This window comes from Saccharomonospora cyanea NA-134, assembly GCF_000244975.1.
GTDB lineage: Bacteria > Actinomycetota > Actinomycetes > Mycobacteriales > Pseudonocardiaceae > Saccharomonospora > Saccharomonospora cyanea.
The window spans coordinates 3,713,621-3,728,944 of the sequence record NZ_CM001440.1; the positions used below are offsets into that span (position 1 = coordinate 3,713,621).

At 69.6% G+C, this 15,324-nt stretch carries 16 protein-coding genes and 1 pseudogene; 12 read left to right on the forward strand and 5 right to left on the reverse strand.

The features are described 5' to 3' along the window. The first annotated feature begins 103 nt into the window (after positions 1–103). A complete protein-coding gene (locus tag SACCYDRAFT_RS17230) occupies positions 104–1,075 on the forward strand; it encodes an MBL fold metallo-hydrolase (protein WP_005458117.1) in 972 nt (323 codons plus the stop codon). 123 nt (positions 1,076–1,198) lie between these two features. Here the strand turns inward: SACCYDRAFT_RS17230 and SACCYDRAFT_RS17235 are convergent, their stop codons facing one another. Beyond that, entirely contained in the window at positions 1,199–2,395 is a 1,197-nt protein-coding gene (locus SACCYDRAFT_RS17235) for an FAD-dependent monooxygenase (protein WP_005458118.1), read from the reverse strand. 75 nt (positions 2,396–2,470) lie between these two features. Here SACCYDRAFT_RS17235 and SACCYDRAFT_RS17240 point away from each other — a divergent pair, with 75 nt between their 5' ends. The 3 genes from SACCYDRAFT_RS17240 to SACCYDRAFT_RS17250 all read left to right on the forward strand — a co-directional run bounded on the left by SACCYDRAFT_RS17240 (position 2,471) and on the right by SACCYDRAFT_RS17250 (position 4,377). Continuing rightward, on the forward strand, positions 2,471–3,022 hold the full coding sequence (locus tag SACCYDRAFT_RS17240) for a TetR/AcrR family transcriptional regulator (protein WP_043537366.1): 552 nt from the start codon (positions 2,471–2,473) through the stop codon (positions 3,020–3,022). 108 nt (positions 3,023–3,130) lie between these two features. Further along, positions 3,131–3,754 carry an HNH endonuclease family protein gene (locus SACCYDRAFT_RS17245; protein WP_005458120.1) on the forward strand — a complete coding sequence of 208 codons (624 nt, stop codon included), beginning with the start codon at positions 3,131–3,133 and terminating at the stop codon, positions 3,752–3,754. A 95-nt stretch (positions 3,755–3,849) separates the two neighbouring features. Further along, positions 3,850–4,377, forward strand: a complete 528-nt coding sequence (locus tag SACCYDRAFT_RS17250) for a hypothetical protein (protein ID WP_005458121.1) — start codon at positions 3,850–3,852, stop codon at positions 4,375–4,377. Positions 4,378–4,417: 40 nt separating this feature from the next. Here the strand turns inward: SACCYDRAFT_RS17250 and SACCYDRAFT_RS17255 are convergent, their stop codons facing one another. Next, positions 4,418–5,590 (reverse strand): epoxide hydrolase family protein, encoded by a 1,173-nt coding sequence (locus tag SACCYDRAFT_RS17255; protein WP_005458123.1) that lies wholly within the window; start codon positions 5,588–5,590, stop codon positions 4,418–4,420. Between the two features lie 102 nt (positions 5,591–5,692). On the opposite strand from SACCYDRAFT_RS17255, the gene SACCYDRAFT_RS17260 reads away from it, so the two are divergent. Beyond that, entirely contained in the window at positions 5,693–6,268 is a 576-nt protein-coding gene (locus tag SACCYDRAFT_RS17260; RefSeq protein ID WP_005458125.1) for a CGNR zinc finger domain-containing protein, read from the forward strand. Between the two features lie 89 nt (positions 6,269–6,357). Here the strand turns inward: SACCYDRAFT_RS17260 and SACCYDRAFT_RS17265 are convergent, their stop codons facing one another. After that, positions 6,358–6,990, reverse strand: coding sequence for a TetR/AcrR family transcriptional regulator (locus SACCYDRAFT_RS17265; RefSeq protein WP_005458127.1), 633 nt, complete (start codon positions 6,988–6,990; stop codon positions 6,358–6,360). Positions 6,991–7,036: 46 nt separating this feature from the next. Between SACCYDRAFT_RS17265 and SACCYDRAFT_RS17270 the strand changes: the two genes are divergently transcribed. Continuing rightward, complete coding sequence (locus tag SACCYDRAFT_RS17270) at positions 7,037–7,582, forward strand: GNAT family N-acetyltransferase (protein WP_005458128.1); 546 nt, start codon at positions 7,037–7,039, stop codon at positions 7,580–7,582. Here SACCYDRAFT_RS17270 and SACCYDRAFT_RS17275 read toward each other — a convergent pair whose 3' ends face one another. Together SACCYDRAFT_RS17275 and SACCYDRAFT_RS26975 are read right to left on the reverse strand one after the other, a co-directional pair. Further along, the gene (locus SACCYDRAFT_RS17275; RefSeq protein ID WP_232283885.1) at positions 7,583–8,644 is read right to left on the reverse strand and encodes an XRE family transcriptional regulator; all 1,062 of its coding nucleotides are present in this window, start codon (positions 8,642–8,644) and stop codon (positions 7,583–7,585) included. A 117-nt stretch (positions 8,645–8,761) separates the two neighbouring features. Beyond that, a pseudogene (locus tag SACCYDRAFT_RS26975) lies at positions 8,762–8,995 on the reverse strand (helix-turn-helix domain-containing protein); the annotation flags it as partial. Positions 8,996–9,585: 590 nt separating this feature from the next. On the opposite strand from SACCYDRAFT_RS26975, the gene SACCYDRAFT_RS17280 reads away from it, so the two are divergent. From SACCYDRAFT_RS17280 to SACCYDRAFT_RS17305, 6 genes are all read left to right on the forward strand, one after another. Next, positions 9,586–10,074 (forward strand): helix-turn-helix transcriptional regulator, encoded by a 489-nt coding sequence (locus tag SACCYDRAFT_RS17280; protein WP_005458133.1) that lies wholly within the window; start codon positions 9,586–9,588, stop codon positions 10,072–10,074. Further along, positions 10,061–10,717, forward strand: a complete 657-nt coding sequence (locus tag SACCYDRAFT_RS17285; protein WP_005458135.1) for a hypothetical protein — start codon at positions 10,061–10,063, stop codon at positions 10,715–10,717. Before SACCYDRAFT_RS17280 ends, SACCYDRAFT_RS17285 begins: the two co-directional genes overlap by 14 nt. Continuing rightward, positions 10,717–11,898 (forward strand): MAB_1171c family putative transporter, encoded by a 1,182-nt coding sequence (locus tag SACCYDRAFT_RS17290; protein ID WP_005458137.1) that lies wholly within the window; start codon positions 10,717–10,719, stop codon positions 11,896–11,898. The genes SACCYDRAFT_RS17285 and SACCYDRAFT_RS17290 overlap by 1 nt, the downstream gene beginning before the upstream one ends. 9 nt (positions 11,899–11,907) lie before the next feature. Beyond that, a complete protein-coding gene (locus tag SACCYDRAFT_RS17295; protein ID WP_005458140.1) occupies positions 11,908–12,516 on the forward strand; it encodes a phosphatase PAP2 family protein in 609 nt (202 codons plus the stop codon). A gap of 82 nt (positions 12,517–12,598) precedes the next feature. Next, complete coding sequence (locus tag SACCYDRAFT_RS17300; protein ID WP_005458142.1) at positions 12,599–13,477, forward strand: HalD/BesD family halogenase; 879 nt, start codon at positions 12,599–12,601, stop codon at positions 13,475–13,477. A gap of 30 nt (positions 13,478–13,507) precedes the next feature. After that, positions 13,508–15,289 carry a choline/carnitine O-acyltransferase gene (locus SACCYDRAFT_RS17305; RefSeq protein WP_005458143.1) on the forward strand — a complete coding sequence of 594 codons (1,782 nt, stop codon included), beginning with the start codon at positions 13,508–13,510 and terminating at the stop codon, positions 15,287–15,289. Positions 15,290–15,324: the final 35 nt, after the last annotated feature.

Genomic DNA, 15,324 nt, shown 5'->3' on the forward strand with positions numbered 1-15,324 from the left:
CTCCCCCGGATTCGAGGGCCGTCGAATCCGTCGCGTCCGTGATCACTGTCTGATCGACTTTCCGCCTCGCAGCATCCCAGACCAGTGGACTCCGGAGGCTCTCATGACGAAATCCGTACGCAGGCGCGTGTTCCTTCTCGGCGGTGTGGCGGCCGGGCTGAGCACGGTCGCCGGAACGACCACGCCCACCGCCGCGGCTCAGGCTCCCCTGTCGCGCTGGACGGGAGCGGCCGTCCGGCGGGTCGGGCCGTTCGAGATCGTCGCGCTGCTCGACGCCAGTGGTCCGTTCTTCCTCCCCCGGCGCGACGCGTTCACGGGAGCGACCGAGGAGGTCTGGGCCAGGGCCGAGCGACTCGATCCCGGGGCGTTCGGCCCGGACGGGACGTGGAACCTGGACTTCCGCTGCTTCGCGGTGCGCCTTCCCTCCGGCGGTGTCGCGCTCGTCGACGCGGGAGTGGGCCCCGCCGAGAGTCCGGCGAAGTCGTGGGCTCCCGTGCCCGGCGTCCTCCTCGACCGCCTCGCCGCGGCGGGTATCGCGCGCGACGACGTGCGCCTCGTGGTGCTGACCCACCTGCACGAGGACCACTTCGGCTGGTCGGTGTCGCCCGAGGGCGTGCCGTACTTCCCCAGCGCACGGTACGTCGTCCAGCGCACCGAGATCAGCGCGTTGGAGCGGGCGGGCGACGAGGTGGTGCTGTCCTATGTGGTGGAACCGCTGCGGCGGACCGGACAACTCGACCCGGTGGACGGCGAGGTGTGTCTCGGCCGTGGTCGTGGCGGCCGCCTCTCGACGATGCCGACGCCGGGCCACACGCCCGGCCACCAGTCGGTGCTGGTGCACGGAACCGACAGCCGCGTCGTGATCACCGGAGACGTCCTGGTCCACGCCGTTCAGCTGGTGGACCCGGACGTCTCCTACCGGTTCGAGGCCGATCAGGACACGGCACGCCGGACGAGACGGGCGCTGCTCGACGACGCCCGGCCGCGGCCCACCTGGCTCGCCACCGCACACCTGAGCCGGCCGTTCGTCCGCGCCGACGAAGGCCGGTGCCGGGTGGGAACGCACCGGCACTGAGCCATCCCGCGCTCACCACCGGCTGCCCGGCGGCGGGAGTCTCCGCGATCCGCGGTGCCCCCGCCCGCGCATGGGCTGCGGACACGCGTACGTGGGCTGCGGACACGGTTTTCGGGATGGGCCTCAGTCGGGCAGCGTGAACGACGACAGCGCGCTGCTCACCCCCCGGGCGAGCAACCGGCGGTGCGCCCATCCCGGGAGGCGAGGCAGCAGCCGCAGGGCCGCGGTGTTGGCCGCCCGGTGGGCTCGCGACGACGGGATGCCGTCCCGCATCGCCCGCGGCGCCGCGTCGCGGCACGTGCGCACGTAGTCGCGAACCCGGGACTCGTAGGCGGCGAGCGCGGCCACGTGGTCGCCACGCGCCTCGGCGAGGGCGTGCGCCAGCACGTAGGCCGACACGACGGCCAGTGTCGTCCCGCCTCCCACCGCCGGTCCGGGCGCGAACCCCGCGTCTCCCACGAGCGTGACGCGGCCTCGTGACCACGAGCCCAGCCGCACCTGGCTGATGGAGTCGAAGTAGAAGTCGTCGGCGTGCTCCATCGCGTCGAGCAGCGCGGGGACCTCCCATCCCTCACCGGCGTAGGTGTCCCGGACGAACTGTCGCTGCGCGGCGACGTCCCGGTGGTCGCGCGGCCCCGGCCCGGTCCTACGGAACACCAGCACCGCCCGCGCCCGCCCCGTCTGTTTCACCGGATACACCGCCGCGATGCGGTTCACCCCGTTGTAGAGGACGGTGCGACCCGCAAGAGCGAGGTGGCTCGGCACGGAGAACACGGCCAGGTAACCCCCGAGATGGTGCAGCGTCCTGCCCTCCTCCCCGAAGGTCAGCCGCCGCACCGCCGAGTGCAACCCGTCGGCACCCACCACGAGATCGAACCGCCGGGTGCTCCCACTCTCGAAGGTGACCTCCACTCCGTCGACGTCCTCGTGCAGGGAGCGGACCGAGTCCCCGAAGCGGTACTCGACGTCGTCGCGCGTGGCCGCATGCAACATCGTCGTCAGTTCCCCGCGCATGATCTCGACGTGTCGATCGTCGGCGAAGGCCGGAGCCAAGGCGTCGAACGCGATCTCGACCATCGGTTTCCCCGGTCGCACGAGGGCCATGGTGTCGAGTTCGGTCCGGGCTTCCCGCAACGCCCTGTCGAGTCCCATCCGGGCGGTGACCTCCACGGCCGGGGCGAACAGGTCCACGGCATGCCCGCCCAGACCGACGCGGGGCGCGGACGTCCGCTCCACCACCACCGGGGACAGACCACGCCGGTTCGACCAGTACGCCAGCACCGGCCCCGCGACACCCGCACCGGAGATCAGGATTCTCACGCCCCCACCCTTCGTTTACTTACCGGAAGGTAAATGAGTTTACCTACCGGTCGGTCGAGACGCTAGGGTGTGGTCGTGCCCAGACCGAGGACCAGTGAGACCCGCGAGCGCATCCAGGCCGCGGCTCTGGAGCTGTTCACAGCCCACGGTGTTCGACAGACCAGCCTCCGGCAGATCGCCGAGCATCTCGGCCTCACCAAACCCGCGCTCTACTACCACTTCTCGTCCCGCGACGAGCTGGTGGCCAGCCTCGTGCAGCCACTCGTGGACGACGTCGAGGCGCTTTTGGCCGAGGACGAGGAAACCGGACGTTCCGAACCTCGTGACCTTCTGGGCCGGTACTTCGACATCTCCTACCGGCACCGTGCGGTGACGGCCCTGCTGGTGCGGGAACTCGGCGCGCTGAGCGAACTCGGTTTCGTGGAACGTGTCGTGTCGTGGCGCCACCGCCTCATGACGCTGCTCGTGGGGCCCGACGCCGACGTCGCCGACCGCGCACGCGCCATCGTGGCACTCGGCGGTCTCGGCGACTGCCTGGTGCTGCTCGGCGACACGCCGGTGGAGAAGCTCAGGTCCGCCGCCCTCGACGCGGCCTGCGCGGCCCTCGGCCCCCTCGCCCAGCGGTGACCGGCGCGGCCGCCGGAGATCGATTCCCTACTCCCGTCGGTTCCGCAGGCACCTTCCCGCCCCTCATGATCGAAACGCCCGGGCCCTGAATCCGAGAGGAGTACGCCCGTGCGTCGTCTCGCCGTGGCGGTCGTCAGCGCGACCGTCCTCGCCACCGGACTGCTCGCCCAACCCGCCGCCGCCTACCCGCCCACCCCGCCGGGCGAGTCCGTCACCCGCGACCACCTAGCCCAGCTCACGGTCGCACCCGACGGGTCCATGGACGGCTACGACCGGGAACTGTTCCCCCACTGGTCGTCCCAGAGCGGGACCTGCGACACGCGGGAGACCGTGCTGCGCCGCGACGGTGCCGGCGTCACCGTCGACGACGCCTGCGAACCGACGTCCGGAAGCTGGTACAGCGTCTACGACGGGGTGTGGGTCTCCGACGACTCCGACGTGCACATCGACCACGTCGTCCCGCTGGCCGAGGCGTGGCGCACGGGCGCCCGCGACTGGAGCGAGAGCAGACGGGAGGCGTTCGCCAACGACCTCGCCTCCCAGCAGCTGATCGCGGTCTCGGGCTCCAGCAACATGTCCAAGGGAGACAGAGCACCCGAGGAGTGGCGACCGGGGAACAGCGGCTACTGGTGCATGTACGCGCGGTCGTGGGTCAACGTCAAGTACACCTACGACCTCACGGTGTCCGGCGCCGAGGTGACCGCCCTGGAGGACATGCTGGCCACCTGCTGAACCTATTTCCACGAAGGACGCCCCGAAGCTCCGGTCGCTTCCTAGAATGCCGGTGACGTGCCCGAGAAGGTGCGCACTGAACCCTGGGGAGGGACGTGGATTTCCACAAGTCGCGGACACTGACCTGGTTCTCGCTGGCCATGGTCGTGGTCGGCGCCGTCGGAACGGTGTTGTTCGTGGGCTGGCTGCTGGGCGAGGGTGGGCGGCGGACGAGCCTGATCCTCATCGTCTGCCCGTTCATCCTGCTCATCGGCCTGCTGGGATTGGTGGCCACGCTCACGCCGCTGAAACTACGCATCGACGAGTACGGCGTGCGCGTCCGCAACAGGCGCGAACGCGTGAACCTGCCGGACCCGGTGCCGTGGCAGGTGTTCGACGCCGTCACCATCGAACACAAACCGGATGAGCAGGACAAGGATCCCTATCTCGTCGTCTGGCCCAAGGGGCCGGTTCCGGGGCTTCCAGCGGAGAGGGCGATCCGGCGGGGCGGCACCGTGGGCTTCGCGCTGGTACAGGTCGGCGATCTCACCGAACCCGTGGAGCGGTTGGCCGAAGCACTGCGCCACTACGCCGGGCCGCTGTTCCGCGACACGACGGTGCGGCAACGGGCGAACGACGCGTGACGACGCGCGGACAGGTGTAGACGCCGACGCCGAGCCGTGTTCATCGATTGGCGGCCAGCACCGCCGCGAGGCCCTCTTGTAGATCTTTGACGAAGTACTCGGGAACCTCCAGCGACGGGAAATGTCCCCCGGTTTCGGGCGACCTCCATCGGACGATCTGTCGGTACCGCTCCTGCGCCCAGGGGCGCGGACACTTCTCGATGTCGCGGGGATACATCGTGACTGCCGTCGGGACGTCGACCCGAAGTTCGGGGTCCAGCGAGTTGTGGCTTTCGTAGTAGATGCGGGCCGACGATGCACCGGTTCGCGTCAGCCAGTACAGGGTGACGTCGTCGAGAACTCTGTCTCTGGAAACCGTCTCGAACGGGCTGTCGTCGGTGTCTGTCCACTCGTAGAACTTGTCGAGGATCCAGGCGAGAAGCCCGACCGGTGAGTCGACGAGCGAGTAGCCGATGGTCTGCGGCCGGGTGGCCTGCTGCTTCGCGTACGCCGCGCGGTGGCGCCAGAAATCCCGGGTTTCCTCGGTCCATCTGCGCTCGGCCGCCGTCAGCCCGTCCGTCGTCAGCCCGGGTGGCGCCTCCGCGAACGTTGTGTGGATGCCGAGAACGTTCGCCGGGAACCTGCCGCCGAGGACCGTGGTGATGTTGCCTCCCCAGTCGCCGCCGTGGGCGACGAACTTGTTGTAGCCGAGTCTTCCCATCAGTTCCACCCAGGCGGCCGCGATCCTCTCGGTTCCCCAACCGGTGGTGGCCGGCTTGTCGCTGTAGCCGAAACCCGGTAGCGATGGGACCACGACGTGGAACGCCAGCGCGTCCGCGTCTTTCGGATCCGCCAGTTCGTCCACTACGTCGACGAACTCGGCGATACTGCCCGGCCAGCCGTGCGTCAAGATCAGAGGAGTGGCATCTGTGCGCGCGGATCGGCGGTGCAGGAAGTGGATTCCCAGATCGTCGATGGTCGTGCGGAACTGGCCGATACGGTCGAGACGCTCTTCGAACGACCGCCAGTCGTACCCGGTGCGCCAGTAGTCCACGACATCGACGAGGTCGGCGAGGGGAACACCCTGATCCCATCGGCGAGGGCCGGGTGCGGCTCGGTAGACCGTTTCGGCCTCCGGCAGCCGCGCCGCGGCCAGTCGCGCGCGAAGATCGTCGAGGTCGGCCTCGGTTGCGTGGACTTCGAACGCTTGCACGTCGCTGGCTGGACGGGGCATGAGACCTCCTGGTCATCGCGGAACCGGCTACGACCTGTCGCGAACCATCTATGACGGTTCTAGCAGCCTCTATGCCTGCGTGCAACCTGCTAAGGTGGTTCCATGCGTGCCGAGTTCCCTGGCTTTCGCCTCGGTAACGTGCTGGCGACCAGCTTCACGGCAACCCTGACTGAGCGTCATGGCGATGCCGTGGAGCGCATTCCCACGCCGCACCGACTCGTCGACTGGCTGGCGGTGAACGGCCTCGCCGTGGACTCCTGCACCACCGCCCAACTCGAACTCGCGCGGGAACTGAGGGAGTCGATTCACGCCGCCGCCACAGCGGCCGCGTTACAGGACGCTCTTCCCGCGTCCGCCGTCCAAGTCATCAACGACCGCAGCGCCCAGGGCCGGGCCGCGGCCATCCTGACGCCCGAGGGCAAGCGGCGATGGCGGCTCAGCTCGGCCTCCCGCGTGGAAGACGCCCTCGGCGTGATCGCCGCCGACGCGATCAGCGTCATCTCGGGCGAACGAGACGGAAAACTGGCCCTGTGCGCATCACCAACCTGCCAAGCCGCCTTCTTCGACACCAGCCGAAGTCGCACCCGCAAATGGTGTGACATGAACACGTGCGGGAATCGCCAGAAGAAAGCGCGCTTCAATGCCAAGCAGCGCAGGAACTCCGGATCGGCGGAGTGATCGTCACCTCGGTACGTCCAAGTGGACCCCACGCCTGCGCCACAGCTGTCGCGGCGGGTGCGCCCCAACGACACCATGGGAAACGACCGCTAAACCGCCGGCACGCCAGCCAAGGACGCCACGCCGCGACGCACCACGTCCGGCCAGTCTCCCGCGAACCCGCTCACGGCCGAGGCGAGGTGGGGCGACGAGGCCAACTCCACCGCCTCGTAGCCGAGATCGGCACGGCGTGAGTCGCGGGCGTTCTCGTAGGCGATCGCGTGCCCGGCCACCAGCGCGGTGATCGTGTAAGAACGCCCGAGCACGTCGTGGGCGGGGACACCTGCCACACCCAGAAGGCGGCACAGTTCGTCGGCCAGTGCCAGATACGAAGGCCCCAGAGGCGTGCGCTCCAGCACGAGCGGCGCCGCCCACGGATGCCGCGTGAGGTGACCGAACCAGCCGACCGCCAAGGCCACGACATCGCCACCGGCATCGTGAAGCAGGCGCTCCAGTTCCCGGCCGAGAGCATGGTCGAGCGCGAGGTCGCGGAGGTCGTCGCGCCCCCTCACGTGACCGTAGAGGCTGGACTGCGCGACACCGAGCACGTCGGCGACGCGGCGCATGGACAACGCCTGCGGCCCCTCCCGGTCGAGGACAGCTACGGCCGCGTCCGCGAGCGCCTCGCTCGAGAGCACACGCCTGCGCACCCGGCCCCGTGGTTCTGTCAGCCAGTAGGACATGGCACCATCGTAGCTATCCGAACATCGTTCGCTTAGGAGTACTGTCGTGGGGATAACCGACCTCCTGCCAGTCGCCTGTGACGGGGTGCTGTTGCGCCCTCTGGCCGAAGTCGACGCCGAGGCGTACGCGGCCGGAACGGAGGACGCCGCCGTGCGGCGCTACGCCCATCTCCCCCTTCCCGAGTACACGCCCGACACCGTGCGCGAACTCGCACGTTCGGACGTCCGAAAAGGACTGATGAGCGGGAACCTCGCGGTGCTGAGCATCGTCGACGAGAAGGACGAGGCGTTCCTCGGAAGCCTCGTGCTCTTCGACATCACGGCCCACGAGGCGGAAGTCGGTTTCTGGCTCTCCCCGCACGCGCGAGGCCGCGGCGTGGCAACGCGCGCGCTGACCGCGTCAGCGCACCTCGCCCGGAAGCTCGGACTCCGCGCGCTCACAGCCCGCACCGAGCCGGCGAACACCGCGTCCCGCCGCACACTGGACACCGCCGGTTTTCTCCCGGACGGAGCGCCGCGGCAGAGCACCACCCCGTCGGGCGCGCAACTCACCACTCAGCACTACCGTCTGCCGCTGGAGTCACTGGAGTGATCACGGCGCCGCCCGCCGACCCACCTCGAGTACATGGGTACGAGCGGCGAGCTGCCTGATTCCGGGCAACGAGGCCTGCCTCGGATGATGGAGCAGTTCGGAGACCAGACGACGCACCGTCGCGCGGGTTCGGACCTCCCCGGGAGCCGCCCGCTCCGCGGCGAGCAACGTCTGGAACGCGCGTTCCGGCTTGTCCCACTGCGCGAGGCACAACGCCACGTCGACGAGGAACCGCGCACGGCGCTCCGTGTCGGGGAACTGACCGAGCTGCGCGGCCTGAGAGTCGTGGAGGGCGGCACCCGCGTTGCCGAGCACGTAGTGCGCGGACACGCGGTGACTCACCACGTTGGCCGCCAGCGCCGCCTGCTGCGCCGGGTGGCCGGCAAGGCGCGCGGCGGTGGCGTCGGCCTCGTCCAGGAGTTCGACGGCCCGCTCCTGGTCACCGCCGCGCGCTGCCGCGTATCCGGCCGAGCACAACAGCACCCCGTGTAGTGCGAGGTGTCTGGGATCCGGATCCCTGCCGCCGAGTTCGAGTTGTCCCGCCGCGCTCAGCGTCAGCGCCTGGGCGCGGTCGTGGTGTCCCGCCCTGCGGCACACCGAGCCGAGCAGGCGCGTCGCCTCCGCGAGGACGAGCGGGTCTTCGGCGGTGGCGGCCGCCCGCAGCGCCCGGTCCGCGGAAACCCACTCCAGCCCGCTGGCCTCGAGCTTTATCAACGCACGGGTGGCCAGGTTGTAGGCGTCGGCCACCAGCCGGGCCGCCTGGGCGTCCCCGTGCTGCCGCTGCGCCGACTCCGCAGCAGTGATCAACTCGGGTAGTCGTGCGGCGAGTTCGAGGTACCGGCAGGCATGGAAGTCGGCGCGCGCGGAGGCCAACGTCGCGTGGAGCTTGGCGCGGGACACCGGTTCGGCCTCCATGGCGGCGGGACCGAGCAGTGCGCCTTCCAGGCGGGCGGCCAAAAACGCCGCGGGATCGACCTCGACTTCCGTTGCGGCGAAGGCACTCGGCGCGGCGACCGCAGTGCCCGCGAGACCCGCTGCGAACAGGAATGCACGTCGTCGCACCTGACCGTCCCCTTTGTGACCGGAGTTGATCTTAACCCTAGAGACGTGCGTTTCACTTCCGGAGGAGACAGGCCGTTCGTGTTTCGCCGCGGTCAGCCCGAACGCTTCGGCGGGAAGTCCCAGAACATTGGCGAACCTGCGCAGTACGGCCACGTCACGCAATCCCCGGCGGCCGTTCTCGAAACGCGAAATGGTGGAAGCCGAACAACCGAACTTCTCACCCAGACGGCCCTGTGACCAGCCCAGTTCCTCGCGGGCACGGCGTAACACCGCCGCGTAGTCACCACGACTCGCGGCGTCCCACAGCGCGGGCGACGCCCAGTTCGGCACAGCGCACCCCCGATACTCCATGCACGGTTGGTGGCATCAGGGTAGTTTCTCCGACGCGCGGGGAAGGCGTTTTGCCTAAATGGCACAGCTTGTGCCTCACTGGCACAACTCCTTCTGCCGGAAGGCCGGGCGTTCTAACGTCGTTCGCATCCGGTTCGGCGGAACCGCCTCCGACCTCCGTCGGACCGGCCGGCTGGCAGGAGTGACCACGCACCGACCGCCACTCCTCGGCATCGGTACTTCTGCCAGCCTATCCACGGCCGGAAGAAGCGCCTGCGCTGCGAGCACGCCGAACGACGTCGGCGGGAAGCCGACACGATTCGCCTCGGGCCTGGGGATTCGTCTCCGCACGCGACCCGGCAAACCCGGTCAGGGCCTCGACGGACGGTGACCGAAAGCGGTCGCGAAAGGTTCGGCCGACGACCGTCACCGTGGTTGCGGAAGGTCGCGCCACATGACCGGAGCGCACGGCACGGTCATGTTCCCCCTTCGACACGACCTCCCACATGAGCACTACTGTTAACAGTTGTTGCCAACAGCCGTCAACACTTGTTGCAGGACGGCCCGGCCAGTAAGGTCCCAGCAGCCCGCCGCTGACCCTCGGAGTCCCGATGAGTACGAGCCCCACGACCTTCGCCGAGAAGCTGGCCTTCCTCATCGAGACGATGCATCCCGCGTCCCGGGGTCCCTACGACGACGAGGAACTCGCTCAGGTCTGGGGTGTTTCACGGCAGTACGTGTGGCAACTGCGTACCGGCAGGCGCGCGGAACCGAGACACAGCGTCGCGATGAAGATCGTCCGGTTCTTCGGCGTGCCCGAGGACTACTTCGTCGACGACGACGTCACCGTCGCCGTGATGCGGCAGATCCAGGACCTCATCCACCGGCGCGACGGCTTCACGGGCGAGAGCGACCCCGGCGAGGACGTGGAGCTTCGCAGGCTGGCCCTGCGCATCCTGAGTCTTTCCACCGACGAACGCGAGATCCTGTCGAACATGGTGGACAAACTGAGCGCGTACGAGGCCGGCCCGCGCGGCCGGCGCCCCCGCCGCAAGCCGTCCCCACCGACCAGGGTTGACGGCGACCATGCGAGAGAATGATCGTCGAGCGTCCCTCGGGGACGTCTCGCCCTGGTGCGTGCGGACCGCGCCGCACGTCGCCAGGCTGATCGACCGGTTCTTTCGGAAGGGCGACACGGTGACACGCTCCGACGTTCGACGCCGCTGCGAGGCACTGGTGGACGAGGTCCTGGAGGCGACCGGGGTTCCACAGCCGTGGAGCATCAACGACTGGTTGGACCGGCTGGAGCGCGTCCGTGGGCGCGACATCGACCTGTGCGCTGTCACGTGGTCTCCCGGAGATCCCACGGGCGCGTGGCAGAGCCGCCGCGACCACGACCTCATCGCCTATCCCGGCAACACCGCCGGGTTCCACCAGGACCACATCATCCTGCACGAGATCGGGCACATGCTGTTCGAGCACACCGGGCGGTGTGCGCTGTCCGACGAGGAGGCGCACCGCCTCGCCCCGAGCCTGCGTCCCAGCGCGTTCGCTCACCTCTTCGGCCGCGCCACCGCCGCCGAGGAGGAGTACGAGGCCGAACAGTTCGCCCACCTCATGCACGCGCGCGTGGCCGCGAGCGCGGTGCCCCGGCCTCGCCGTCACCGCACGCCCCGGAACCGCGCCACCGTATCGGATATGGCCACGGTCGCCCGGATCGTCGCCACGTTCGACCGGCTGTGATGGAAACCCTCGTGATGGCGGTCGCCGGGTCCGCGGCCATCGCCGGTGGAGTGGCACGGCTCGTACTGGCGCGCAGGCACCTGACCCCGGCGACTCTGTACCTGTGCGCCGGGGTCATCGCCGTGGGCCTCTCCTCGGCACTGTCGGCACCGGCCGTGCTCGCGGTCGCGGCACGCGTCGAGCCGGTGCCGAACCTGAGCCGCCTGCTCGTCAACGGCGCGGGCATGATCGCCGCCTGGTGCGTTCACAGCCTGCTCATCCACCTGGTGACCGACGACGGCGCGCGGGCGCGGTCGGCGGTCCGGATCCAGGCCGTGATCCTGCTGACCACACTCGCCACCATGGCCGCGCTGTTCCTGTCGGCCGGCACGACGTACCGGCCGGACTTCCTGGCGGAGTTCTCGCGGCTTCCCGGGATCTTCGGGTACCTGCTGCTGTTCAGCGGCTACGTCGCCTGGAGCCTCGCCCGTTTCGTGCTGCTCATGGGCCGGTACGTGGAGCTCACCGACCGGCGATGGCTCCAGCGCGGGCTACGTGCCATGCAGGCCGGAGCGGCTTTCGGTCTCGCCTGGTCGATGCACAAGGTCGTGGCCGCCACCGCCGTGTTCACCACCGGTTCGCCCTATCCCGGCGCGGACTTCCTCGCCTCGGCGCTGCCCGCCGCGTGCGTCACGCTGGTCACCGTCGGCGTGTTCCTCCCGGTGTGCGCACCACCCGTCGCCCTGCGGGTGGTGGAAGCCAGGCGACGATGGCGGCACCGGAGGCTTCGCGGCCTGTGGGAGACCGTGTCCCCGGTCCTCGCGAGGACCCGCGCAGCGGAACCGCCGCCGGGTTCGACCGCACACGAGCGCCTGAGCACCCGCGTCGTCGACATCCTCGACGCGCTGCTGGTGCTGTCGCCGTACCGTGACCGGGCCGCTGCCACGTCGCGCACGCCCGAGAACGCGAGACGCGAGGCCGAGGCTCTCGTGGTGGCGCTCGCGAGGTGGTCGGCCGGGAAGGCCCCGGTGAACGGTGAGCACCTCGCCGAACCCACCGAGGGGGCCTCACCCGCCTCCGCGACGACCATGGATGATCTCGACGGCGAGGCCGCATGGCTGTGTCGGGTCGCGGAGGCGCTGCGCCGACTGCCCGCACCGAACTCGCCCGGCGCCACGACGAGCAGTACCACCACGAGCTGAGAGGAACCCGTGACCGTTCGGACGGACACCCCGCCTGTCACCGGACCGGTATGGGCGAGAGTACTGAGTGAGGTCTTCGCCCCCTGGGTGATCGTCATCGCGCTGTCGGGCGCGGTGGCGTGGCGAGCCACCCAGGAGGCGCTACCGACGGTCCTGTGGGGACTGCTGATCGCCCTGACCAGCAGCGTCCTGCCGATGGGCGTCATCGTGTGGGGGGCTCGCCGGGGCCGCTGGGACGGGCACCACGTGCGCGACCGCAGGGGTCGCCTCGTCCCGTTCGTGACACTCATCGTGCTGAGTGCCCTGTGCCTGGGCCTGCTCCTGGCGTGGGAAGCGCCGCGCATGCTGGTGGCGCTGGACGTCGCCATGCTCGCGGCCCTCCTCGTCAGCGGCGTCATCACCGCCTGGTGGAAGGTGTCGATGCACGCGGCGGTCGCCGCGGGGGCGGTGGTGATCCTGGCCGCCGCGTACACGGCGTGGGTGTTGCCACTGCTGCTCGTGGTGGCCTCGGTGTGCTGGTCACGGGTACGGCTCGGGGACCACACGGTCGCACAGGTCACGGTCGGGACGGTGCTCGGCATCGTCGTGGGTGGAGGGGTCTTCGTCCTCGCCCTCTGACCGGGTTGCCTTTGTCACACGCGGTAACCGATTGGTCTACAGTTCGTTGAGCTGCCGACGGCATCGGCGTGTGGAGGACCCCATGAACACATCTGTCGCCCCGCTGGTCGAGCAGGTGGTCGACACTGAGCGGTACCCGTTGTTCCGGCCGGGCGGCGACGCGTGGCTCGCCGCGGTGGAGAAGGTGCGGGCAGACCTCGACCGTGACGGCTGCAGCGTGTTGAGCGACTTCGTCCGCCCGGCCCACCACGACCTCCTGCGGCACGAAGGCGCGGGCATGGCGCCACGCGCACACTACGACGTCGAGGTCGTCAACGCCTACAACGTCCCTCTGGACGGCCCCGGCGCGGACCTGCCCGACGACCACCCGGCACGCGTTCCGCTGCGCAGGCGCAACGCGTTCGTGGCCCGCGACCACATCCCTGCCGACGCGCTCATCCATCGCCTCTACGGCGACGCGCACCTCAAACGCTTCCTCGCCGCGTGCTTCGGGTTGCCTGAGATCCACGAGCTCGCCGACCCGCTCGCCGCGCTGGTGCTCAACGTCGTACGCCCCGGCATGGATCACCCGTGGCACTTCGACACTAACGAGTTCGCCGTCTCACTGCTGACCCAGGCGCCGGAGGCCGGGGGTGTGTTCGAGTACTGCCCGGGCATCCGGTCGAAAACCGACGAGAACTTCGCCGACGTCCGAGCGGTGTTGACCGGCGAAGCGCGGCACCTGGTGCGACGGTTGACCCTGCGCACCGGTGACCTGCAACTGTTCCGTGGCCGTTTCGCCCTGCACCGGGTGACTCCCGTGGAAGGAGGAACCGAACGACACACCGCGATCTTCGCCTACAGCGCGAGGCCCGGCGTGGTGGGCAGCGTCGCCCGCACGCGACAGCTGTTCGGCCGTGTCACCGAAGCCCACCTCGCCGCCGAGGGGCGGGCCGTGCGGGGCGACTCGCTGCTCGACTGACCGAGACCACCGACCTTTTCGAGGACCACCGTGACCCACACCGAACCGACGTCCACGTTCGCACACGAGGACCGGCTGCCCCGTGTGCCCCTGCCGACGCTGGAGGACACCTGCTCACGCTTCGTCGAGTGGTGCGCTCCGCTGCTGACCGACGAGCAGCGGGCGAGCACGGAGAAGGCGGTGGCCGAGTTCCTGCGCGAGGACAGCCCCGCGCGCACGCTGCACGCCGCGCTGGAGGAGTTCGACGCCTCCGACGGCGTGCGTAGCTGGCTGGACCTCTTCTGGCCCTCCCGTTACCTCGGCAGGCGCGACCGCATCGCGCTCAACGCCAACTTCTTCTTCCTGTTCCAGGAGTCCGAACACGGCCGGACCGCCAGGGCCGCCCGCCTCATCGCGTCCACAGTGGACTACAAACTGCGCCTCGACGCCGAGGAGATCCCGCCGGTGGTGCAGCGGGGCAGGCCACTGTCCATGGACCAGGTCAGGTACCTGTTCTCCACCACGCGCATCCCCGGCGCCCGGCAGGACACCGTCCGCGCCCCGTACAGCGACTCCGAGCCCGGCCCTTCCCGCGCTCGGCACGTCGCCGTGTTCCACCGGGGCAACCTCTTCCGCATGGACGTCATCGACCCGCACGGTGAGCCGCTGTCGGTGACCGATCTGGAGAACGGGCTGCGGGCGATCGTCGACGCGAGTGCCACGCCCGCCGAGTTCCCGGTCGGTCACCTCACCACCAAGGCCCGCGCCGAGTGGGCCGAGAGCAGGAACGCCCTACTGCTTCTCGACGGCAACGCCGACGCGCTCGACGCGGTGGAGACCGCACTGTTCTGCGTCTGCCTCGACGACCACACCCCGACCGACACGAAGGACGCGTGCGACCACCTGTTGCACGGCGACAGCGGCAACCGTTGGTTCGACAAGTCGGTGTCGTTCGTCGTGTTCGCGGACGGGACGGCGGGCATCAACATCGAGCACTGTGAGCTCGACGGCACCACGGTGCTGTCGTTCGTCGACACGGTGCTCACGACGGAGCCCGCCGCCCGTGAGCCGAAGGGCACGCCCCCCGTCGATCTCGTCGAGTTCACCCTCGACGAGACGCTGCGGCACGACGTGCGGTCCGCCGCGACCGCGTTCGCCGACTACGCCGCCGCCACGGCCTCGACCCTGGTGTCGTTCGACGACATCGGCTCGGCCCGTATCAAGCGGCTGGGTATCTCCCCCGACGCGTTCATGCAACTGGCCTACCAGTTGGCGCACCAGCGCGCGAAGGGGTTCGTCGGCGCGACCTACGAGTCCATCGCCACCCGCCAGTACCGGGCCGGGCGAACCGAGGCCATGCGGGTGGTCACGCCCGAGGTGGTGCGGTTCGTCGAGGTCATGGAGAACCCGGACGCCGACGTCGACGAGCGTGTGGCCGCGTTGAAGAGCGCCGCCGACAAGCACGTCGCCAGGGCCAGGGAGTGCCAGGCCGGGATGGCACCCGAACAGCACCTGTGGGAACTCCAGCTCATCGCGGCCCGGCGCCCGGAGCTCGGCGTGAGCCCGGACCTACCGCTGTACTCCACGCCGGGCTGGACGGTCATGCGCGACGACTATCTCAGCACCAGCTCGGCGCCGTCGGAGCACATCCGGTACTTCGGCTTCGGCTCCACGAGCAGCCACTGCATCGGCGTGGCGTACGTGCTGCTGCCCGACCGCGTCAACATCTACCTGAGCACACCGGCGGCGGTCGCCGACGAGATGGCCGCGTTCGCCGACCACCTCACCACGGCGGTCTACGAACTGGAGGACCTGCTCGACCCCGAACTCTGACGACTCCGACGAAGACGCGAGAAGGCGGGGTGGGC

What these genes read in the sequence shown, in the direction of transcription:
- SACCYDRAFT_RS17255 (WP_005458123.1), bottom strand. Translation starts at nt 5,590, where the DNA reads ATGCCCCGTCCAGCCAGCGACGTGCAAGCGTTCGAAGTCCACGCAACC.
- SACCYDRAFT_RS17285 (WP_005458135.1), top strand. Translation starts at nt 10,061, where the DNA reads ATGCGAGAGAATGATCGTCGAGCGTCCCTCGGGGACGTCTCGCCCTGG.
- SACCYDRAFT_RS17280 (WP_005458133.1), top strand. Translation starts at nt 9,586, where the DNA reads ATGAGTACGAGCCCCACGACCTTCGCCGAGAAGCTGGCCTTCCTCATC.
- SACCYDRAFT_RS17290 (WP_005458137.1), top strand. Translation starts at nt 10,717, where the DNA reads ATGGAAACCCTCGTGATGGCGGTCGCCGGGTCCGCGGCCATCGCCGGT.
- SACCYDRAFT_RS17260 (WP_005458125.1), top strand. Translation starts at nt 5,693, where the DNA reads ATGCGTGCCGAGTTCCCTGGCTTTCGCCTCGGTAACGTGCTGGCGACC.
- SACCYDRAFT_RS17265 (WP_005458127.1), bottom strand. Translation starts at nt 6,990, where the DNA reads ATGTCCTACTGGCTGACAGAACCACGGGGCCGGGTGCGCAGGCGTGTG.
- SACCYDRAFT_RS17230 (WP_005458117.1), top strand. Translation starts at nt 104, where the DNA reads ATGACGAAATCCGTACGCAGGCGCGTGTTCCTTCTCGGCGGTGTGGCG.
- SACCYDRAFT_RS17300 (WP_005458142.1), top strand. Translation starts at nt 12,599, where the DNA reads ATGAACACATCTGTCGCCCCGCTGGTCGAGCAGGTGGTCGACACTGAG.